Source organism: Frankia sp. Mgl5 (genome assembly GCF_023242985.1).
GTDB classification, from domain to species: Bacteria; Actinomycetota; Actinomycetes; order Frankiales; family Frankiaceae; genus Parafrankia; species Parafrankia soli.
The window spans coordinates 1-21,561 of the sequence record NZ_JALKFY010000685.1; the positions used below are offsets into that span (position 1 = coordinate 1).

The 21,561-nt window shown below is 75.7% G+C and carries 18 protein-coding genes and 1 riboswitch; all 18 genes read right to left on the reverse strand.

Annotation, left to right across the window (positions count from 1 at the left end; genetic code table 11):
- Positions 1-80 precede the first annotated feature (80 nt).
- Positions 81-2,648, reverse strand: coding sequence for a phenylalanine--tRNA ligase subunit beta (gene pheT, locus MXD62_RS25050; protein ID WP_248831925.1), 2,568 nt, complete (start codon positions 2,646-2,648; stop codon positions 81-83).
- 16 nt (positions 2,649-2,664) lie between these two features.
- A complete protein-coding gene (gene pheS, locus MXD62_RS25055; RefSeq protein ID WP_020459343.1) occupies positions 2,665-3,768 on the reverse strand; it encodes a phenylalanine--tRNA ligase subunit alpha in 1,104 nt (367 codons plus the stop codon).
- Positions 3,769-3,867: 99 nt separating this feature from the next.
- On the reverse strand, positions 3,868-5,094 hold the full coding sequence (locus MXD62_RS25060) for a PAS domain-containing sensor histidine kinase (RefSeq protein WP_248831902.1): 1,227 nt from the start codon (positions 5,092-5,094) through the stop codon (positions 3,868-3,870).
- Positions 5,091-6,023: an RNA methyltransferase gene (locus MXD62_RS25065; protein ID WP_248831903.1), complete on the reverse strand. Its 933-nt coding sequence runs from the start codon at positions 6,021-6,023 to the stop codon at positions 5,091-5,093. The genes MXD62_RS25060 and MXD62_RS25065 overlap by 4 nt, the downstream gene beginning before the upstream one ends.
- A gap of 20 nt (positions 6,024-6,043) precedes the next feature.
- Complete coding sequence (gene rplT / locus MXD62_RS25070; RefSeq protein WP_020459340.1) at positions 6,044-6,424, reverse strand: 50S ribosomal protein L20; 381 nt, start codon at positions 6,422-6,424, stop codon at positions 6,044-6,046.
- Positions 6,425-6,500: 76 nt separating this feature from the next.
- A complete protein-coding gene (rpmI, locus tag MXD62_RS25075; RefSeq protein WP_020459339.1) occupies positions 6,501-6,695 on the reverse strand; it encodes a 50S ribosomal protein L35 in 195 nt (64 codons plus the stop codon).
- A gap of 100 nt (positions 6,696-6,795) precedes the next feature.
- Positions 6,796-7,350 carry a translation initiation factor IF-3 gene (gene infC, locus MXD62_RS25080; RefSeq protein WP_248831926.1) on the reverse strand — a complete coding sequence of 185 codons (555 nt, stop codon included), beginning with the start codon at positions 7,348-7,350 and terminating at the stop codon, positions 6,796-6,798.
- A gap of 540 nt (positions 7,351-7,890) precedes the next feature.
- Positions 7,891-8,991, reverse strand: a complete 1,101-nt coding sequence (locus MXD62_RS25085; protein WP_248831904.1) for an SseB family protein — start codon at positions 8,989-8,991, stop codon at positions 7,891-7,893.
- A gap of 141 nt (positions 8,992-9,132) precedes the next feature.
- Positions 9,133-10,890, reverse strand: coding sequence for a hypothetical protein (locus MXD62_RS39380; RefSeq protein WP_285224175.1), 1,758 nt, complete (start codon positions 10,888-10,890; stop codon positions 9,133-9,135).
- A 408-nt stretch (positions 10,891-11,298) separates the two neighbouring features.
- Positions 11,299-11,781, reverse strand: coding sequence for a 6,7-dimethyl-8-ribityllumazine synthase (gene ribH, locus MXD62_RS25095; RefSeq protein WP_071064863.1), 483 nt, complete (start codon positions 11,779-11,781; stop codon positions 11,299-11,301).
- Positions 11,778-13,229 (reverse strand): bifunctional 3,4-dihydroxy-2-butanone-4-phosphate synthase/GTP cyclohydrolase II, encoded by a 1,452-nt coding sequence (locus MXD62_RS25100; RefSeq protein WP_248831905.1) that lies wholly within the window; start codon positions 13,227-13,229, stop codon positions 11,778-11,780. The genes ribH and MXD62_RS25100 overlap by 4 nt, the downstream gene beginning before the upstream one ends.
- Positions 13,229-13,912, reverse strand: a complete 684-nt coding sequence (locus MXD62_RS25105; protein ID WP_020459333.1) for a riboflavin synthase — start codon at positions 13,910-13,912, stop codon at positions 13,229-13,231. Before MXD62_RS25105 ends, MXD62_RS25100 begins: the two co-directional genes overlap by 1 nt.
- 125 nt (positions 13,913-14,037) lie before the next feature.
- Positions 14,038-14,168: riboswitch (FMN riboswitch) on the reverse strand.
- A gap of 111 nt (positions 14,169-14,279) precedes the next feature.
- The gene (locus MXD62_RS25110) at positions 14,280-14,768 is read right to left on the reverse strand and encodes a dCMP deaminase (RefSeq protein WP_020459332.1); all 489 of its coding nucleotides are present in this window, start codon (positions 14,766-14,768) and stop codon (positions 14,280-14,282) included.
- Positions 14,765-15,544: a ribulose-phosphate 3-epimerase gene (rpe, locus tag MXD62_RS25115; RefSeq protein WP_248831906.1), complete on the reverse strand. Its 780-nt coding sequence runs from the start codon at positions 15,542-15,544 to the stop codon at positions 14,765-14,767. The genes MXD62_RS25110 and rpe overlap by 4 nt, the downstream gene beginning before the upstream one ends.
- A gap of 26 nt (positions 15,545-15,570) precedes the next feature.
- Positions 15,571-17,019, reverse strand: coding sequence for an RsmB/NOP family class I SAM-dependent RNA methyltransferase (locus tag MXD62_RS25120; protein WP_248831907.1), 1,449 nt, complete (start codon positions 17,017-17,019; stop codon positions 15,571-15,573).
- Entirely contained in the window at positions 17,016-17,951 is a 936-nt protein-coding gene (gene fmt / locus MXD62_RS25125) for a methionyl-tRNA formyltransferase (protein ID WP_248831908.1), read from the reverse strand. The genes MXD62_RS25120 and fmt overlap by 4 nt, the downstream gene beginning before the upstream one ends.
- 183 nt (positions 17,952-18,134) lie before the next feature.
- The gene (gene def / locus MXD62_RS25130; RefSeq protein WP_248831909.1) at positions 18,135-18,686 is read right to left on the reverse strand and encodes a peptide deformylase; all 552 of its coding nucleotides are present in this window, start codon (positions 18,684-18,686) and stop codon (positions 18,135-18,137) included.
- A 143-nt stretch (positions 18,687-18,829) separates the two neighbouring features.
- Positions 18,830-21,394 (reverse strand): primosomal protein N', encoded by a 2,565-nt coding sequence (locus MXD62_RS25135; RefSeq protein ID WP_248831910.1) that lies wholly within the window; start codon positions 21,392-21,394, stop codon positions 18,830-18,832.
- Between the last annotated feature and the right edge of the window lie 167 nt (positions 21,395-21,561).

The window sequence follows — 21,561 nt, forward strand, 5'->3', positions numbered from 1 at the left end:
CGGCCGGCGGCGGCTGAGCGGCGGCGGACGCCCAGCCGCCGCCCAGCCGCCGGTGCCGGCCGGCGGCCGCTGGCCGTCAGTCAGCCGCGTAGGACGGCGCCCGTCCGGCTGGTGGCCTCGGCGACGGCCGCGTCACGGGCATCGTTGGCCTCGGCCGCCGTCAGTGTCCGGTCCGGGGCTCGCAGGCGCAGGCCGAAGGCCAGCGAGCGGCGGTCGGGGCCGACCTGGTCCCCCTCGTAGACGTCGAACAGCGACAGCGCCTCCAGCAGGTCCCCGGCCCCCGCCCGCAGCGCCTCGGTCACCGTGGCGACGGGGACGTCCACCGCGGTGACCAACGCGACGTCGCGGTCGGCCGGCGGGAAGGTGGAGATCGCGGGAGCCACGACCGGCGGCCGCTCGAGCGCGGCGCCGATCAGCGCGTCCAGGTCCAGCTCCATCGCGCAGGTACGGGCCGGCAGCCCGGCGGACCCGAGGACCCGCGGGTGCAGCTCGCCGGCGTACCCGACGACCCGGCCGTCGACCGACAGCTCGGCGCAGCGGCCGGGGTGCCAGGGCATGGCGTCCCCGGCGGCGACGGCCAGCTCGACGCCGACCGCGGCGGCGGTGGCCTGCGCGGCGGCCAGGGCGTCACCCCAGTCGGCGGCCCGCCCCGGACCCCACCAGCCGGCGGGCTCGCGCAGGCCGGTGAGCACCACCGCGACATGGCGCGGCTGACGGGGCAGGGCCGCGTTCAGCGCGCTGACCTCGTCCTCGCTGGGACGGCGGTCGACCGGCGGCGTGACCACCGCGGCCGGCACGTCAGCCGGCTCCCGGAAGACCAGCCCGCTCTCGAACAGCGCGAGATCGGTCTGGCCGCGGCCGAGGTTGCGCACGGCCGCGGCGATCAGCCCGGACAGCAGCGTGGTGCGCAGGTAGGAGGCGTCCTGGGCGATCGGGTTCGCCACCCGCACCGCCGCCCGGCGCTCGTCGCCGGCGGGCAGGCCGAGCGCGTCGGCGGCGTCCTCGGCGACGAACGGGAGGGTGAGCACCTCGACGTATCCGTCCGCGGCGAGCGCCCGCCCGACGGCCCGCCGCAGCTGCTGGGCGGCGGTGAGACCGCGCCCGGCCGGCAGCAGCGGCAGCGTCACCGGGATGGTGTCGTACCCCTCGAGCCGCACGATCTCCTCGACCAGATCCGCGGGGCGGAGCAGGTCGGGCCGCCAGGACGGCGCCGTCACCAGGAGCTCGCCCGGCTCGCCCGGACTACCCGCCGCCTCGGCGGGCTTCGGGTCGCGCAGCAGGCAGCCGACGTCGGTGAGGCGGCGGCGGATCGCATCCACCGGGTAGGGACGGCCGGCCAGCCGCTCGGGCTCGCCGAGCGGGAACACGATCGGCTCCGGCGCCGCGCGGTGGTCGACGTCGGTGACGCCGGGCTCGGCGGTGGCTCCGGCCAGCTCGCGCAGCAGGTCGACGGCCCGCTGCGCGGCGACCGGCGCGAGCGCCGGGTCGACCCCGCGCTCGAAGCGGCGCGACGCCTCGGAGCCGAGGCGGTGCCGGCGGGCCGTCCGGGCGACGGTCACCGCGTCGAAGTGCGCGGACTCCAGCACGATGTCGGTGGTCGCCGCGGAGATCTCCGTCGCGGCGCCGCCCATCACCCCGGCGAGCGCGATCGGCCCGGAGTCGTCGGCGATGACGAGGTCCTCGGGGTCGAGCTCTCGGTCGACGCCGTCCAGGGTGAGCAGCCGCTCCCCCGCCCGGGCGCGGCGGACGACGATCGGGCCGGTGAGCTTCGCCCGGTCGAACGCGTGCAGGGGCTGCCCCAGACCGAGCATGATGATGTTGGTGACGTCGACCGGCGCGGAGATCGGCCGCATACCGGCCAGCGACAGCCGCCGCGACCAGTCCAGCGGGGTGCGCGCGGCGGGGTCGACACCGCTGACCGTCCGGGCGACGTAGCGATCGCAGGCGGCGGTGTCCTCGACCCGCACCGGGTATCCGGCCGCGTCCCCGGTCCCGGCCCCAGCCCCGGTCGCGGCGGGCTCGTCGGAGCCCCAGGCACCGGGGTCGTCGAACGGCAGGCCGAAGGCCGTCGCCGCTTCCCGGGCGATGCCACGCACCGACAGGCCGTAGCCCCGGTCCGGGGTGACGGCGATGTCGAGCACCTCGTCGCCGAGGCCGAGCAGCTCGGCGACGTCCGTCCCGATCCGGGAGCCCGCGGGCAGGACGAGGATCCCGTTGTGGTCCTCCCCGAGGCCCAGCTCCCGGGCCGAGCAGATCATCCCGTCACTGACGTGCCCGTACGTCTTGCGGGAGCTGATCTCGAACCCGCCGGGCAGCACCGAGCCGGGCAGCGCGACCGGCACCCGGTCGCCGACCTCGAAGTTGAACGCGCCGCAGACGATCCCGCGCACACCGGGCTCCGCCTCCCCCGGCCCGGACGCTACGGGCCCGCCCGGCTCACCGAGCTCGGCGACCCGCACCCGGCAGAAGCGGACGTCCTTCTTCTTCGCCGCGACGACCTCGATCGAGAGCACCTCGCCGACCACCACGCCGGCCAGGTCGCCGCCGACGGTCTCCAGGCCCTCGACCTCGAAACCGGCGCGGATCAGCGCGTCGGCCACGGCCTTCGCCGGCGGCAGGCCGCCGACCTGCTCACGCAGCCACGACATCACGATTCTCACCGGGTCAGCCCTCGCTTCCGAACGGCAGGCCGAAGCGGACGTCCCCGTCGACGAAGTCGCGGATCTCGCGGACGTCGTGCCGGGTCATCGCGGCCCGTTCCAGGCCCATCCCGAAGGCGAAACCGCTGTAGCGCGCAGGGTCGACCCCGCAGGCCCGCAGCACGTTCGGGTCGACCATCCCGCAGCCGCCGGCCTCGATCCAGCCCTCGTCGGAGCAGACCCGACACGGCTGGCGGGCGGCGTCGCCACGGCAGGCGAAACACTGGACGTCCAGCTCGGCGGACGGCTCGGTGAACGGGAAGAACGACGGCCGCAGCCGGGTGGACAGTCCGGAACCGAACAGCGCCTGAGCGAACACCTCGAGGGTGCCGCGCAGGTCGGCCATGGTGATGCCCTCGTCGACGGCGAGGCACTCGAGCTGGCCGAACACCGGCGAGTGCGTCGCGTCGATCGTGTCGTTGCGGTAGGTGCGCCCGGGGCAGACCACGTAGACCGGCAGCGGACGGGACAGCAGCGAGCGGATCTGCACCGGCGAGGTGTGCGTGCGCAGCAGCCGGCCGGACGCGGCCGGCTCGACGTAGAGCGTGTCGTGCTCGCTGCGCGCGGGGTGGTCGGGCGCCATGTTGAGCGCCTCGAAGTTGAACCAGTCGTGCTCCACCTCGGGGCCCTCGGCGACCTCGTAGCCCATGGCCACGAAGACGTCGGTGAGCCGGTCGGAGAGCAGGCTCAGCGGGTGGCGGGCGCCGCGGCGGCGGCGGTCGACCGGCAGGGTCACGTCGACCCGCTCGGCGACCAGGATCTCGGCGTCACGCCGGGCGGTGAGCTCGACCAGCCGGGCCTCGTAGGCGGCCCGGACCTTCGCGGTCGCGGCGTTGTGCGCGCGGCCGGCCTCCGCCCGGTGCTCGCGGGGCAGGGCGCCGAGCTCGCGACGGGCGAGCATCAGCGGCGCCTGCTGTCCGTCCACGTGGGCGGTGCGCACGGCGGACAGCGCGGCCAGGTCGTCGGCCCCGGCGATCGCGGCGAGTGCAGCGGCCGCGGCGCCGTCGAGCCGTCCGGGATCCAGGGCACCGAGATCCACGGGATCAGCGGTCTCGTTGGGGGCGGGCACGATGATCATCCTCATCGACGGTGGGCGGGCTGGCACAGCCCGCCCGAATGGATGGGTCGGTTCTCCGGGGCGCCCGCCGGTGGTTCGTCGTACGCGGCCTCAGCCGAACACGGGCCCACCGGCGGGCACGAAAAATCGGAACTCCGCCCCGCCGCCCGACGCCTTGCCGACCGAGATCGTCCCACCGTGCGCGTCGATCAGCGCCTTGGCGATATACAGCCCGAGACCGGTGCCGTTCCCGCGGCTCGCGCCGCGCCAGAACTTGGCGAACACCCGGGTGGCGTTGGCCTCCGGGACTCCCTCGCCCTCGTCGCCGACCGTCACCTCGGCGCCTGTCCCCGTACCGCTGAGCACGACGGTCACAGTACCCGCGCCGTGGCGCAACGCGTTGTCGACGAGGTTGTGGAGCACCTGTTCGATCTTGTCGGGGTCGACCCACATCTCGGGCAGGTCGCCCTCCATCCGGACGGCGAACCGCTCCGCCGGCGCGGAGCCGGCCGCGATCTTGCCCTCGACCACCCGGCGGACGGCGGTGCGCATGTCCACGATCTGCTTGCGGATCTGCACCCGGCCGGCGTCGATGCGGGAGACGTCGAGCAGCTCGGTCAGCAGCCTGGTGACCCGGTCGGCGTCGGTGTTGACGGTGTTGAGCATGAGCTTCTTCTGCTCGTCGGTGAATCTGTCCCACCGGGCGAGCAGGGTCGCCGTGAACCCCTTCACGCTGGTCAGCGGCGAGCGCAGCTCGTGCGCGACCGTGGCGATGAGATCGGCGCGGTTGCGCTCGATCCGTTCCCGGCTGACCGTGTCACGCAGGCAGACGGCGACCCGCACGAGGGCGCCCTCGACGCGGGTGAACCGCGTGGTGACGTTGAAGTCATGGTCTGAGGCGGGGCCGGCGTACGTCAGCCGGCGCTCGGGCTGGCCGGTGACCCGCGGCAGCTCGCGGCTCGGCTGCGAGCACTCCCACCAGTCGTTGCCCCGCTCGTCGAGCAGCGGCAGGACGTCGGTGACGTGCCGACCGACCGCGTACCCGGCGGACAGCCCGGTCATCTTCGTCGCGGCGGCGTTGAAGAGCTCCACAGTGCCCGTCGCGTCGGTGACGACCACCGGGTCGGGCAGCAGGTCGAGGGCCGCCGGAGAAAGCACGTCCACCGACTCCTCCGCGGTCTCGGTCTCGGTCTCACCAGCCCCGTGCGCCGTGGCGCCGACGTCGGGGACACCGGCGGTTACGGCGTCACCCTCCGTGACACCGACGTCCGGTACACCGACGACCTGGTCGTCGTCCGCGACGTAATGCCCGGAAGTGGACGCGACGATGCGCGTCAATGCGCCCCACCTCCCCCGGCGCCGGACGTAGCGGACCCGACCATTCTCTGCGCCCGCGCCGACGCATACAGACACAGCGCTGACGCAACCGCAAGATTCAGCGACTCGGCCTGACCGTACACCGGTACCCGCACCGCCGCGTCCGCGGACGCCGCCGTCGCCGGCGTGAGGCCTCTCGCCTCGTTGCCGAAGACCCAGGCCGTCGGCCCCGCCAGCGTGCCCACGCCGGCCAGGTCGTCGAGGTCGCGGGCCGCGTGGCCCGAGGCCGCCAGCACCAGGCACCCGGCCCGGCGCAGCGCCCCGACGACCGCGGGGCCGTCCTCTGCGACCACGACCGGCAGGTGGAACAGGCTCCCCGCGGACGCCCGGACGCATTTCCCCCCGAAGGGGTCGACGCTGTTCCCGGTGAACACGACCGCGTCGGCGCCGGCCGCGTCGGCCGAGCGAATCACGGTACCGGCGTTCCCCGGGTCGTTCGCGCCCTCGCAGACCGCGACCAGGCGCGGCCGGCCCAGATCCGCCAGCTCGTGGCGGGGCAGCTCGGCGACGCCGACCAGGCCCTGCGGGGTCACCGTCTCCGACAGCGCCGCGGCGGCGGCGTCCGTCACGAGCCGGACCGGCAGGTCGGCCGCGGCCAGCAGGTCCGCGTGCCGCTCCGCCGCCGACTCGCCGACGAAGAGCTCCACCAGGGCACCCACGGCGAGCGCCGCGGTGACCGCCTGCGCGCCCTCGACGAGGAACAACCCCTCGCCGCGGCGATCCGCCGGCCGCCGCAGCCGGCGGGCGGCGGCGACCCGGGCCGAGCGCAGCCCGTCCACCCGCCCGGGCGACGGGCGGGCGGCCCGGCCGCCGGTCGCCGGCCCGGACCGGCCGCCGGCGAGGGCTGTCGGCCGGCCCGCGGAGCGGCCCTGCGGGTGGCGAGGCGACACCGGTGGAAGCCCGCGGTGCCTCAGGCGGCCGAGGTCTCGGCCGCCGCGGGCAGCGCCGCGCGGGCGACCTCGACGAGGGCGGCGAACGCGGCCGCGTCGTTGACGGCGAGATCGGCGAGGATCTTGCGGTCCACCTCGACACCGGCCAGCCGCAGGCCCTGGACGAAGCGGTTGTAGGTCAGACCGTTCGCCCGCGCCGCGGCGTTGATACGAGTGATCCACAGCTGCCGGAAGTCGCCCTTGCGCGCGCGACGGTCCCGGTAGGAGTAGGTCATCGAGTGGAGCATCTGCTCCTTGGCCTTGCGGTAGAGCCGGGAGCGCTGGCCCCGGTAACCGCTGGCGGCCTCGAGAACCTCGCGGCGCTTCTTCTGGGCGTTGACCGCCCGCTTCACGCGTGCCATGAGGGCACCTGTCTCCTTCGTTCGTTCACTTCCGGCCCCCGGACCCCGCCAGGGAGCGTCGGCGGAGGCGGAACTGTCAGCGAGCCAGCAGGCGCTTGATACGCCGGTTGTCCGCGGAGCTCAGCGGGACCTCGTCGTACAGCCGGCGGGTGCGGCGGCTCGTCTTGTGCTCGAGCAGGTGGGCGCGGTTGGCGCGCCGACGCATGATCTTCCCGGTGCCGGTGACGCGGAACCGCTTCCCGGTACCGGTGTGGGTCTTCATCTTGGGCATGATCGGTCCCTGTGGGTGGATTGCGGGCACGCGCCGCTGGCGCGCCTGTTCGGAGTACCCGTGCTGTGTGCACGTCGTTGCGACTTCGCCCGGTCGTGACCTACACCTGGCTGGCGGACTCCGGGGTCCGCTGGGGCTTGGCGCCCGCCTTGTGCGGGGCCATGACCATCGTCATGTTCCGGCCGTCCTGCTTGGGCTGGGCCTCGACGTAGCCGAGGTCGGCCACGTCGGTGGACAGCCGCTGCAGCAGGCGGATGCCGAGCTCGGGACGGGACTGCTCCCGACCTCGGAACATGATGGTGATCTTGACCTTGTCGCCGGCCTTGAGGAACCGCACTACGTGACCCTTCTTGGTCTCGTAGTCGTGCGGATCGATCTTCGGTCGGAGCTTCATCTCCTTGATGACCGTCTGGACCTGGTTCTTACGAGCCTCGCGACGCTTCTGGTCGGACTCGTACTTGAACTTTCCATAGTCCATCAGCTTGCAGACCGGCGGACGGGCAGTGGGTGCCACCTCGACGAGGTCGAGGTCGGACTCCTGCGCCAGGCGCATGGCCTCCCCGATGGAGACGATGCCGATCTGCTCGCCCTCCGCACCTACGAGGCGAACCTCCGGAACGCGGATCCGGTCATTGATACGTGACTCTGTGCTGATGTGCTTTCCTCCGTGGCTCGACGCGCGGGCACGACCTCACCGCAGCGGAGCACCAAGCCCGGGACATCCCGGGCTCCCGGCCGACAACGCCGTGGGAACGGCTCGGCCGACCGGCGACCCGGCCACCGCGTGCGAGCCGGTCGAATTAACGACCAGCCGGCTGACTGTTCCGCGGCGACGACGGGTGGAGGGCGAACCCCCGCTTTGACCCGATCACGGGCCCGAGCGACGTGCCGTCGGGACGCCTGCCACCGCAGTGACCTTGCCACCTTGGTGACCCTGCCACGTCAGTGGCCTTGCCAACCAAGTGACCTTGCCACCTCAGTGACATGTCGCGCCCAAGCACGACGCCAAGACCCGCCATCAGGCGGTCTACGGTCCAGCGTAGCAGAGATGCCCGGCAGGACCGATCAACGCCGACCCAGGTGGCACGGCCCGACCCCGGCGCCGCGGCCGGCCGGGCACCGCGGCGGAGCGGGTCCGGGCCCGCGGGATGTCCACTCGGACCCGACCGACCTGCGCCGGCCACGCGGCCACAGGTCAGGTGCGGTCGTCCCGACGGCGGAACAGCGAACGCCGCGGGGGGCGCACCCCGCGGCCGAGATGGGCGCGCACCGCTGGCACCTCGGTGGGGTCGACGACGAGCACGGCGGCCTCCGCGCTCCCGCCGCCCGCCGCGGATCCGCCGGACCCGTCCTCGATCAGCAGGCGGAGCCGGCGCACGATCTCGGTGATCATGTCGTCACCCCCGGGAGCGGCGCCCCCGGCCGCCCCGGTGTCCCCGAAATCCCCCGCACCCCCGAAATCGCCGGGGGCGTCCGGATTCTCCGTGTCGCCTGGATTCTCGAGGTGCCCGCGGTCGACGGCGGCAGCGGCGGTGCCGGCGGCGCCGTTCACCGCGACGGCGAGGACCGGGCGGGCCGGCCAGCGCTGCCCGATCGACTCCGCCAGCTCCGCCGGCCAGACCTCCGTCTCCGGCGGCAGGCCGGCGAGCGCGGCGCGGATCCGCCGACGGCCCCGCGCGCCGAGCGGCACCGGGCGCGGGCGGAGCAGACCACCCCCGGAGTCTGCCGCGACGATCAGCTCGTCCGCGTGGCCGTCGGCGCCGGCGGCCGCCGGGCCCGCCGCGCCCCGCACGGCGGCGGACGTCCCCGGCTCGCCCGACGAGATCCACATGCCCTCGCCGCCACCGAAGGGCCGCGGGCCACGCCGGCCGACCCCGCCGCCGACATCCCCGGCGGCGGGCCGGACGTCCAGGGTGACCGGGGCCGGGCCGCCGAGGTCGATCACGACGGCGGCCAGGCCCATCCGGACGGCCTCCGCGCACGCGTCGGGCAGCGTCACGGGAACGGGGCGCACCGAGGGGCGCCAGGCCGCCATCACGTCCACCGCACTGAACACCGGCAGCGCACCGGAGCCGGACGGCGTACGCAAGGTGACCAGGACCATGTCGCTCTTCTTGTCCGCGCCGGTCAGCGCGTCGGTGGCGAGAGCCCGGGCCTCGACCCCGACGAACACCCGGGCGCCAGGAAGCGCCGCGGTGAGCGCGGCACGGTCGCCTGAGCGCAGGGCCGCCAGCAACGCGGAGTCGGCACGGCCGTGGTCACCCTGCCCGGGTGGCGTCAGCAGGTCGGGGGACACCCCATCGACTGTAGTGCGTGAAAGTGGCGCTCCGGGACCACACCCGTCGCCTTTGGAGGGGTAGGCGGCCAGGTGTCCGGCGCCTGCGGCCACGCGGTCGGGGCCGGCTCGGCCGGTCCCACCCCACCCCGCGCGGCCGGCTCAGCCGGTGCCCGGCGGACGGCCGCCCGGACCCGCCACGGACGCCGGGTCGACGGCCGTGGCGAGATCGTCGAACGCGGCCCGGGTGCGCTTGCGCAGGCTCCGCCAGGAGAACGGACGGCTGTCCGTCAGCGCCGGGTCGAACGGGACGACCACCACGAGACGGGCACGGCCGGCCAGGTCGTCCAGGCGCTGCCGGGCGGCGCGGGTCAGCCGGGTGGGGTAGGTCTCGACCACGGCCACAAGCGCCGAGGCTGCGAGGTCGCGGCGGCCGGCCCCGCCGAGCGCGGTGAGCGCGTCGTCCGTCGCGGCCAGTTCGGCCTCGCCGGCCCGGGTGGTGACCACAACGAGATCACTGCGCGCGAGCAGGGTCGCCGGCACCGGCTGACTCCATCCCGACGGCCCGTCCGCGATGACCACCGGGAACCACCGGGCAAGCAGGTCCAGGGCCGCGGCCAGCTCGTCGCCGGCCAGGCCGGGCGCGGTGAGATCGTGCACGCCGGGCAGCACCTCGAGCCCGCCCGGACCGTCGGCGGCCAGGTAGCGCCGCAGCTCGGTCAGCGACGCGACCGGGGGCCGGACCCCCGCCAGCTCGCGCAGCCCGACCCGGCGCGGCCGCAGGCCGACCCGCTGGGTCAGCATGCCGTACTGGTCCGGGCAGGCATCGACGGCGGCGATGCGGGAGTGGGCGCGCGCGGCGAGCGCCATGCCCAGGCCGGCCGCCACCGTCGTGCGGCCGCAGCCGCCACCGAACCCACCGACCAGGACCCGCAGGGCGCGTACCGCCGGACGCCGGTCCGTAGCGGGAACGACTTCGGCCGACGGCCGGGGCGTCTCGGACGCGGCCGGCAGCGGCGCGGCCGGCCGGGGCACGGCGGGTGCCGGAGCCACCCGTTCCACCGCTCGCGACGGCACGGGTACTCGAGGGGCCGGATTCGGCGGCGGCGGCGGTGGTGCCGGGGATGGCGGTGGCGGCGGAGCGGGCGGCAGCGGGACCGACGGCGGCAGGGTGGGCAGTGATCCGAAGGACGCCGCGCGCTCCCACTGGGCCGGGGTCCGCTCGCCGGGCGGTGTGGCGGCGGTCCCGACGTCGGGCGTCCACCCGCCCGCGGACGGCGCCGGGGCGGGACTGGGCAGAGGAGCGGTGGCCTCGCCCTCGATCACCGCCCGCCCGGGCGCCGGAGACCGCGTCGGCGGCGGCTGGGCCGGCGGTAGCTGGGCCGGCGGCGGCGCAGACGGCGGCCGGACAGACGGCGGCGCAGGCGGCGGGACGGCCTGCTGACCGGATGACGGCGCGGGAGCGGGCGCGCCCGGCGGCACCTGCCGGTCGGACGGTGTCTGCCGGTCAGGCGGGGGCGCCTGGTGCCGGTCAGGTGGGGCGGCCGCGGGCGGAGGGACCGCGGGCGGGCCGGCCGGAGCGGGCGAAGCGGGCGTCCGCCGGACGGCCGGCGGAGTCGACGGCGGTGCGCCGCGCCCAGGCTCGGGCCGCGGCGGGCGCGGGCGGCTGCGGGTCTGCCGGCGGCTGACGGTCGCCCGGCCGGGCTGGGTCTCCTGCGACATCCGCATGCCCAGCAGGGAGACCGGGCGGGCGTCGCCCTCGGAGTCGCTCTCGCCGCCCGCCTCGGGCGTCACCGGCTCCGGTTCGGCACCGAACGGGTCGCGGCCCGCTCCCGGGTAGTCGGACCCCTCGGATCCCGAATCGCGCGAGGACGGCCCACCGGCCGCGTCACGTTCAGACCCGTGGCCCGTCACCTGCATGTCCCCACCTCATGTGTGTCGACCGTCCGAAAGGTCGGCACCGGTGGTGAGCCCCCCGCCCACCGCCGGTTCCGACCTGTCGCACCGGAACCTCGCCATGAGGTGACACGGACGCGGCGATCCCCCTCAGACCCGCTCCCGCAACCACCACCGTGCGGCAACCGTACGCCCCGACGGCGACGCACCTGACCAGCCCCTGCCGCACCAGACCCTGCCGCGCGAGGTCACCGATACGGTTCGAAACCACAGTCTCGCGGAACGTGTGACATCACAAGTACGCCGGGCCGTCACCGCCCCGGTGACGACGGCCCGGCGACCGACGGCCCACCGGGGGCCCACACTGGTGGCCGGGCCCCGGCGAGGGCACGGTCGGCGGCTACCCGCGGCCGGCCGCGCCGCGGCGGCCCGTCAGGTGAGGGCGCCGATGCCACGCAGGATGACGGCGGTGTCGAGCGCGGCGAGGGTGGCCTCGCGGCCCTTATCCTCCGCCGAGCCCGGCAGGCCGGCACGGTCCCTGGCCTGCTCGACGGTGTCGCAGGTCAGCAGGCCGAAGCCGACCGGCACCCCGGCGTCGAGGGTGATCCGCACCAGGCCGTCCGTCACGAAGCGGCAGACGTACTCGAAGTGCGGGGTGCCGCCGCGGATCACCGCGCCCAGCGCCACCACCGCGTCGTGGCGCGCCGCCAGGGCGGCGACGACCACGGGCAGCTCGACGGCCCCGGAGACCCGCACGACGGTTGGCGTGGCCGTGACGCCCGAGTCCTTCGCCGCGCGCAGCGCGCCGGCGAGCAGCGCGTCGGTGATCTCCACATGCCACCGGGTGGCCACGATCGCCAGGCGCACCCCGCTGGCGTCGGGCAGCTCCTCGGCGGGTGCTCCGGCGCCGCTCATCGGGCCTCCTCGCAGGCCCGGTCCGCGCGGTCGGCGACCGGGGCCGCCGTCACCGGCCAGCGGTGGGCCTCGTGCGCGCCGACGGTCTCGTCCCCGCCGACGACCTTCGGCAGGTCAGGCAGGTCAGGCAGATCAGGCAGATCAGGCAGGCCGGGGAGGCCGGGGAGGCCGGGGAGGTCGTGGCCCATCCGGTCCCGCTTGGTCGTGAGGTAGCGCAGGTTCTCCGGGGTGTGGGTCACCGGCAGCCCCACCTGCTCGACGATGCGCAGCCCGTAGCCCTCCAGGCCCGCGCGCTTCGTCGGGTTGTTGGACAGCAGCCGCAGCCCGCGCACGCCCAGGTCCACCAGAATCTGGGCGCCGGTGCCGTAGTCGCGGGCGTCGGCCGGCAGCCCGAGGGCGAGGTTCGCGTCGACGGTGTCGTGCCCGGCGTCCTGGAGCTGGTAGGCCTGCAGCTTGTGCATGAGGCCGATGCCGCGGCCCTCGTGACCGCGCACGTAGAGCACCACACCCCGGCCCTCGGCCGCCACCGCGCGCAGCGCCGCGTCGAGCTGGTTGCCGCAGTCGCAGCGCTGGGAGCCGAAGACGTCCCCGGTCAGGCATTCGCTGTGCACCCTGACCAGGACGTTCTCCCCGTCACCGACCTCGCCGCGGATCAGCGCGATGTGCTCGACGCCGTCCAGGGTGCCCCGGTATCCGACGGCCCGGAAGGAGCCGTAGCGGGTCGGGATGCGGGCCTCGGCGACCCGCACGACCTGCTTCTCCGTCCGGCGGCGGTAGGCGATGAGGTCCGCGATCGAGATCAGGGCCAGGCCGTGTTCCCGGGCGAAGGCGGTCAGCTCCGGCAGCCGGGCCATGGAGCCGTCCTCGTTGACGATCTCGCAGATCGCCCCGGCCGGGCGCAGGCCCGCCAGCCGGGCGAGGTCGACGGCGGCCTCGGTGTGGCCGGGCCGGCGCAGCACGCCGCCCTCCTTCGCCCGGAGCGGGAAGATGTGCCCGGGCCGGGTCAGGTCGCCGGGCTGGGTGGCCGGGTCGGCGAGCAGCCGGATGGTCCGGGCACGGTCGGCGGCGGAGATCCCGGTGGTGACGCCGGAGCGGGCGTCCACCGAGATCGTGAACGCGGTGCCCATCCGGTCGGTGTTCTGCGGGACCATCTGGTCGAGGTCGAGCCGGTCGACCTCCGCGGGGTCGAGCGGTACGCAGACGACCCCCGCCGTGTGCCGGACCATGAAGGCGAGCAGCTCCGGCGTTGCCGCCTCGGCCGCGAAGATCAGGTCGCCCTCGTTCTCGCGGTCCGCGTCGTCGACCACGACGACCGGCCGGCCGGCGGCGATCTCGGCGATGGCGGTCTCGATCGTCGCGAAGCTCACCGACGCCTCGGCGGATGCCGTCGGGTGGGAGGTGGCCGAGGAGTCGCCGGCCGGGTTCGTGGTCACCGGGTTCGTGGTCATCAGTGTGATCCGTTCAGGTCGGCGTGGAGCTTCTCGACATACTTGGCCACGACGTCCACCTCGATGTTGACCTTGTCGCCGACGGCGCGGGTGCCCAGCGTCGTCACGGCGAGGGTGGTCGGGATGAGGCTGACGGAGAAACTGGCCGGTTCACCGCCGGCCGCGGCGCGGACGTCGACGACGGTCAGGCTGACCCCGTCCACGGTCACCGAGCCCTTCTCGACGAGGTAGCGGTCCAGCCCCGGCGGCAGGCTGACGCGGACGACCTCCCAGTGCTCGGCCGGCACCCGCTCGAGGACGACGCCGACACCGTCGACGTGCCCCTGCACCAGATGCCCGCCGAGCCGGTCGGAGAGGCGGACGGGGCGCTCAAGGTTCACCCGGTCCCCGACCGAGAGGTCACCGAGGGCGGACCTGCGCAGCGTCTCGAGCATCACGTCCGCGGTGAAGCCGCCGGCCGCCGTCCCGGAGGAACCGGCCGGCCCGGATACGTCCCCGCCGGCGGCGCCGTCCGGGGGGTGGACGAACGAGGTCACCGTGAGACAGACCCCGTTCACGGCGACGGAAGCGCCGTGCGTCACGTCATCGAGTACGCCATGACACTCGACGGTCAGCGACGCGGCGTCATGCCGCGGCTCAATGGCGGTCACCACGCCGAGTTCTTCGACGATGCCGGTGAACATCCGACCCCGCACCTCCGGTCCCGGCACGTCCGGGACATCAGAAGGCGACGCGGGTCAGGGCCGACGCGCCCGCGCCGACCCACGCCGGGACGGCCACGCGCACGTGGCCGGCACAGCGGTGCCCCGCGCGCGTCCTCCCATCCGGACTTTCACCGTCGGTCCCGGAATTCCACCAGGTCAACCGGCCGCCACAAGGGCGGACGGGTCGCGGACTGTCACCGCCGGCTCGGAGTTTCACCGACCCCGGAGCGCGCGTGCTGTTGTTAGTACACGGTTAAGTCTGACATACGGGCGCCGCGAACGCGCGGGGCGCGGACAGTAATCCACGTCATCCCCACCGGGAAACCGCGCGGGACGCCCCCGGCGGTCACCGCAGCAGGTGGTCGTTCACCGCCCGCACACCGTCAGCGAGCTCGGCGAGCTCGAGCACCTCGACACCGGCGGCGGCCAGCCGCTCGGCACCGTCGCAGTCGACGAACAGGGCCGGCTCCCGCCAGGCGAAGACGACCCGGCGGACCCCGGCGGCGAGCAGCAGCTCGGTGCAGGTACGCGGCCGGGACGCGCGGGCGCTGCACGGCTCCAGCGAGCTGTACACGGTCGCGCCCGCGGGCAGGCCGCCCGGCGGCAGCCGGCGCAGCGCCACCTCCTCGGCATGGTCTGCCGGCTCCTCGGCCCGGGAGTAGCCCTCGGCGACCGGCGTCCCGTCCGCGGCGACGACGAGCGCGCCGACGGCGAACGCGGTGACCGACGGCGGGCAGCGCCGGCCCAGCTCGACGGCCCGGCCCAGCCAGTGCCGGTCGCCTTCCGGGGTACCGGGCAGTGGCGGCCCGCCGGCCGCGGCGCGCGCCTCGCTCACGCCGGCACCCCGCCGACGGCGGCCGCCCCGCCACCCGCCTCACGATCAGCGACGGGAGCCTGGGCCGGAGCAGGGGGCGAGACAAAAGCGGCGGCCGGGGCGGTGAGCCTCGGCGCGGCCGCCAGCGCGAGCGCGCGCAGGGACTCGACCGCCGCCGCCGGGTCGTCCAGGCCGAAGACCGCCGTGCCGGCGACGAAGACGTCCACCCCCGCCTCGGCGGAGCGCTCGATGGTCTCCCGGTTGACCCCGCCGTCGATCTGGAGCCACAGGTCAAGGCCGCGCTCGTCGATCAGGCGACGGGCCGCGGCGATCTTGGGCAGGACCTCGTCCATGAACTTCTGGCCGCCGAAGCCCGGCTCGATGGTCATCAGCAGCAGCAGGTCGAAGCGGTGCAGATCGTCCAGGTAGTGCTCGACGGGGGTAGCCGGCTTGACGGCCAGGCCGGTGCGGGCACCGGCCGCGCGGATCGCGTCGGTGGTGCGCGCGATGTCGCCGACCGCCTCGGCGTGGATCGTCACGTTCGCCGCGCCCCGCTCGGCGAAGCCGGGCGCCCAGCGGTCGGGGTTCTCGATCATCAGGTGGCAGTCGAGCGGGGTGTCGGTGACCCGGCGCAGAGCGTCCACCGTGTCCGGGGAGAACGCCAGGTTGGGCACGAAGTGGTAGTCCATGACATCGACGTGCAGCCAGTCCGCGTGCCCGGCCACGGCGCGCGCCGCGTCCGCGATCCGGCCGAAGTCGGCGGCCAGCATGCTGGGATATATCTGCGCGGTTGCCACGCGGCGAGCGTATACAGCCTCGCCGGTCAGCGGTCCGCCCGGCGCAGCAGCGCCAGGAACATCGCGTCGGTGCCGTGCAGGTGCGGCCAGAGCTGGACGAACGGACCGTCCCCGAGGCCGCCCGGCGCACCGTCACCGAACGGCGGGCCGGCGAACGGCGGGCAGCGCCGCGCGTCGAGGATGGCGACGTCCCCCCGCTGCTGGGCGATCGCGGTGACCACCTCGGACGTCTCCTCCGGGTGCGGCGAGCAGGTGACATAGGCCACCGCCCCGCCCGGACGCACCAGATCCAGCGCGGCGACGAGGAGCTGGCGCTGCAGCGGCACCAGCGCGGCGACGTCCGCGGGCGTGCGCCGCCACCGGGCCTCGGGCCGGCGCCGAAGCGCGCCGAGGCCGGAGCACGGGACGTCCACCAGCACCCGGTCCGCCATGCCGGGGCGCACCGGCGGGAACCGCCCGTCGGCGCGCACCGCCAGGGCGGCTGGGAACCCGGCGAGCGAGGCGGCGACCAGGCCGGCGCGAGCCGCGCGCGGTTCGAGCGCGAGCAACCGACCGGCCTGCGCCGGATCGCCGGCGGCCTGCAGCGCGGCCAGCAGGGCGGCCTTGCCACCCGGCCCGGCGCACAGGTCCACGGTCAGCCCGGTGTCCCGGCCGATGGTGGGGACCGAGGCGAGGGCCAGGGTGACCAGCTGGCTGCCCTCGTCCTGCACCGACGCGTCGCCGGCCGCGACGGCCGGCAGCGACCCCGGGTCTCCCCCGTCCAGGTGGACGGCGTAGGGCGAACCGGCGCCGCGCCGCGCCCCCAGGCCGACCGAGGCGGCCTGGGCCACCAGCGCCTCGGCGTCGATCCGGCCGGGCCTGGCGACCAGGTGCACCGCGGGCCGGGTGTCGTTGGCGGCCAGCGCGGCGTGCGCGCCGGCGACGTCCCCGCCCAGGGCGTCGAGCACGACGTCGACGATCCAGCGCGGGTGGGCGGTTACCACCGCGAGGTGGCCGGCCGGGTCCTCGGCGATGTCCGGGGCCGAGAGCAGGACCGCGATGTCACCGGCCGCCGCCTCGATCCGCGCGGCGACCCGGCGCAGCACCGCGTTCGCGAACCGCACCGGGCGTTCCCCGCAGGTGGCGCGGACCAGGTCGACCGTGGACGCGACCGCCGCGCGGGGCGGCACCCGGGTCGACAGGAGCTGGTAGGCGCCCAGCCGCAGCGCGTCGCGCACCGGCGGGTCGACGCTGGCGACGGGGCGGCTGGTCACCGTGTCGAGGACCCCGTCCAGGGTGCCCTGGGCCCGCAGCGATCCGTAGGTCAGCTCGGTGGCGAAGCCGCGGTCGCGCGGGGAGAGCCGGCGCCCGGACAGCAGCGCGGGCAGCAGCAGGTTGGCGTAGGCGCCGCGCTCGTCGACAGCGCGCAGCACCTCCCAGGCGAGCAGGCGCGCCGGGTCTGTCGTGCCGCCCCGGCGGGGCGCGGAGACGCTCACGCGAACGCCTCGTCCGTGCCGGGCCGCAGGCCGCGGATCCAGTCGGCCGCCGGCATCGGCGCCTTTCCCTCGGGACGGACCTCGTCAAGGACCACCGGCGTGGTCGCCGTCCCCACCAGTACGAGCCCGCGCTCGGGCACCGCGAGCCGCCCGGGGGGCAGCGGCGGGTGGCCCGCGGGCGCCGGCCGCACGGGACCGAGCTTGACGCGCCGGTCACGGAAGGTCGTCCAGGCGCCGGGCGCCGGGGTGGCAGCCCGCACCAGCCGGTCAACCGCGGCGGCCGGGGCCGACCAGTCGACGCGGACGTCCTCGACGGTGAGCTTCGGGGCCAGCGAGACACCGTCGGACGGCTGCGGGCGGGCCTGCAGGGTGCCGTCCTCGATGCCGTCCATGACGGCCTCCAGCAGCCGCGCGCCGGCGACGGCGAGGCGGTCGAGGAGATCTCCGGACGTGTCCGTGGGACGGATCCGCTCGGTGAGGACCCCGTAGACCGGGCCGGAGTCCAGGGCGGGCTCGATCTCGAACACGCTGGCGCCGGTCATGTCCTCCCCGGCGAGGACGGCGTGCTGCACGGGCGCCGCGCCCCGGTAGGCCGGCAGCAGCGAGAAGTGCAGGTTGACCCAGCCGTGCTTCGGGATGCCCAGGGCCGGCCGGGGCAGCAGCGCGCCGTAGGCGACCACCGGGCAGCAGTCGGGGGCGATCTCACCGAGCCGGGCGAGGAAGTCGGGGTCACCGGCGCGGGCCGGGGCCAGCACCTCGAGACCACGCTCGTCCGCCAGCTCCCGCACCGGCGAGGACCGCTGGTGCCGGCCCCGGCCGGCGGGCCGGTCGGGACGGGTCACCACCGCGACCACCTGGTGGCGGGGACTGTCGAGCAGCGCGCGCAGGCTGGGCAGCGCGACCGCCGGCGTGCCGGCGAAGACAAGACGCATGACCACAGCTCCCTCAGCGCCGATCCCGGGCCGGATCCCCGGCCGCGGATCCGATCGTCCCGGCCATCATCACGATCATCGACCCGGCGGCGGACCCGATCGCCGACCCTACCGCCGTGCCGATCACCGTTCCGATGGCCATCGTGGCGAGGACGGCCGACGCGATGATCTTTCCCTGGAGGCTCAGCGCCCGCGGCCGAACAGCGGGTGCGGCGATACCTTGACCGCGGGCTTGGGCTCGTTCGACCACTCCGCCTCGCGGATCGCCTTCATGGCCGCCCGCTTCGTCTCCTTGTCGAGACGGTCGATGAACAGGATCCCGTCGAGGTGATCGGTCTCGTGTTGCAGGCATCGGGACAGGATGCCACTGCCCTCGACCGTGACCGGGTCACCGTGGGAGTTCTGGCCGACGGCGAGGACGCGTTCCGGACGGCGCAGGTCGAATGCCAGCCCCGGCAACGACAGGCAGCCCTCCTCGCCGTCCATCATCTCCTCGCTGAAGGGCCCCAGGACCGGGTTGATCAGGTGCCCGACCTCGTCCGAGTCGTCGAGGTAGGTGAAGACACGCAGCGACACCCCCAACTGCGGCGCGGCGAGGCCGACGCCGCTGGCGTCGCGCATGGTGTCGGCGAGATCGTCAACGAGGCGGCGCAGCTCCCGGTCGAAGGTCGCCACCGGGTCGGCGACCGTACGCAGCACCGGATCCCCGAGAAGGCGGATATCACGGACGGACACGGTCACTCCCAGAATGTCGTCACCTGACCGACCTCGGTCCGGCGAGATCGGACGCTTTCATGCTACGGGTCGCGCGGGAACCGGCGCCGGATTGGACCGACGGCCCCGCCCCGGTCCGCCGGCTGACGATCGGCCGGCGGCCGTCAGCCGATCGTCAGCGGGTCGAGCTGGACGCGCACCCGACCCGCACGGCGGGCGTCGAGCACCCCACGGGCGGCCCGCAGCGCGGCGGCGAGGTCCGCGCCCTGCTCCCGGCGCACCCGGATGATCAGACGCTCGGGCTCCTCCGCCGGCTCCGGTGGCTTCACCTGCTCAGGCGGCCCCCGGCGCCCCGGCTCGTTCGGATCTCCGGACCCCGCCCGCACCCGGCCCAGCCCTCTGCCCTGCTCACGCCCCTGCGCGCGGCCCGACCCACGGCCCGGTGCGTGGCCCGGCTCGGGAGCCGGCTCCCCGCCGGCCCCGCGACCCGGTTCCTGCCTCGGGACCGCCTCCCGTCTCGGGACCGGCACCGGGCCCAGGACCTCCGCGCCGGCCGGCAGCGTGGCGGCCGCCAGCAGGTCGTCGAGCGCCGCGGGGGTGCCATCCACCGCCGCCACCCGGCTCACCGGAGGGAAGCCGAGCTCGGCGCGCTCGTCCGACTCCCGGGCGACGAACAGCCCGGGATCCCAGCGCACCAGCGCCTGCACGGGCCCGAGCCCGAGATCCGCCGCCACGACCACCAGCCCACCGGCCGGGGCCGGCCGGGCCAGCGCGGACGCGGCCATCCACCGGCGCAGCGTCTCCTCGCCGGCCCGCAGATCGGGACGCCCGAGCAGCGCCCAGCCGTCGAGGAGCAGTACCGCCCCGTAGCCGGCCTCGGCGACCGGCTCCGCGCCCGGTGTCGCGATCACGAGCGCCGCCTCGGCCGGCACCGTGGCCAGCACCGTGTCGCGCCCGGATGTCCGCACAGGGATGCCGGGAAACGCCCGCCCCAGTTCCTCGGCGGTGCGGCGGTCACCGGTCACCGACGCACGCAGGCGCGTTCCGCCGCAGCCCGTGCACCGCCACCCGCCCACGCCGCCCCCGGAGACCGCGGAACGACCGGAGCCCACACCAGCGCCGAAAGCCCCGACTCGCCCCGGGACGGGCTCCTGCCCAGGCGCCGTCGGATGGCCGGCGGGTCGCGGTACCGGGCGCCCGCACCAGCGGCAGGCCAGCGCGGCCCCGGCGGCGGACCGGCCGAGCGGGCCGGCGCAGCTCCGGCACCGGGCCGGGCGGCGGCAGTCCGCGCAGGCGATGGACGGGTGATATCCCCGCCGCGGCACCTGGACCAGCACCGGCGCGCCACCGGCCAGCGCGGCGCGCGCGGCACGCACGGCGAGCGAGGGCAGCCGGGCCGCCCGCGCGGCCGGGTCGATGGACGCCTCGAAGTCGGAGCCGACCGCCTCCACCCGGGGTGCGAGCCGCCGCACGGCGTCCCGGCCGGCCGCCAGCCGGCCGGCCCAGCCCACCCGGGCCAGGGCCTCGGCGTCCACCGACGGAGAGAACCCGCCGACCAGCACCGCGCAGCCCTCCTCCCGGGCCCGCAGGACCGCCACGTCGCGCGTGTGCGGGTAGGGCGCCCGAGGTTCGGAGTGCAGGTCGTCCCCGTCGTCCCAGACGACGAGCAGGCCGAGGTCGGCCACGGGCGCGAACACCGCGGCGCGGGTCCCCACGACCACCCGTGTCTGCCCGCGGCGGACCGTCAGGAAGCGCCGGTACCGCTCCGCCGGGCCGAGATCGGCCCGCAGCACGGCCGGGACGCCACCCGCCGCCGGCCCGGCCTCGGTCCCGGTCTCGGGAGGTGTCAGCGCCGCGGCGACCCGGTCGGCGTCCCGGTGGTCGGGAACGACGACGAGCGCGCCGCGCCCGGAGGCCACCGTGGCCGCGACCGCCACGGCGATCATCGCCGGCCAGGAGGGCCCCGGCGGCGCCCACCAGACCGCCCGCGGCGAGCGCCCGCTCGACAGCGCCGCCAGGAAGTCGGGGCCGTCGGGATAGATCGACCACCCCGCGCGGCCAGGATCACCGGACCGGCCGCCGCCCAGCTCGGCCGCGCCACCGCTCGCGGTAGCCGTCGGCGCCGCGCCGACGCCGGGACCGGTGACAACCGGCTCAGCCTCGGCGCGGGCATGGCGCGGCGGGACGGCCAGGCGCAGCACGTCGGCCATCGTCCCGGCGTATCTGTCGGCGACGGCGCGGGCGAGGCGGGCGACCGGCTCGGAGAGCACCGGCTCCGCCGACACCGACCTGGCCAGCGGCGCGAGACGCCCGGTGTGATCGGACCGCTCGGACCTCTCGAGGACGAACCCGTCCACCAGGCGCCCGCCGAAGCGGACGCGCACCCGCGAGCCGGGAACCGCGGCGGCGGCCATGGCGGCCGGCACGAGGTAGTCGAACGGGCGGTCAAGGTGGACGAGCGGGGTGTCGACCACGACCCGGGCCACCGGCAGCTCCTCAGCCGGAACCACCGCGCCGGGCTTCTCGGAGCCACCCGGCTTCGCGGCGACGGCACCTCGCTTCGCCGGGGCGACGCCAGACTTCGCCGCGCCGGCGGCGGGCCGCGCCGGGCGCCCGGCCGGTGCCGCGGAGGGCACACCGCCCGCGGGCGTCGGCCCCCCGGTGGAGCGGGAGCCCGCGGCCACCACGGCACCGGCGAGGCCCGGAATCACCGCGCTCTCGTCGTCCATGCCGCATTCGTACCAGTCGCGGCGGACAGGATCGGCCCCCACTGCGCCCGCCCGGCGAACCGGATCACCGAACGGCCACGGACCGCCGGAAAGCAGATCACCGAAAACAAACCGCCCAAAAATGCGCAGGGGCGGAGCCGTCCCCGGTGGGGGGTCGGCTCCGCCCC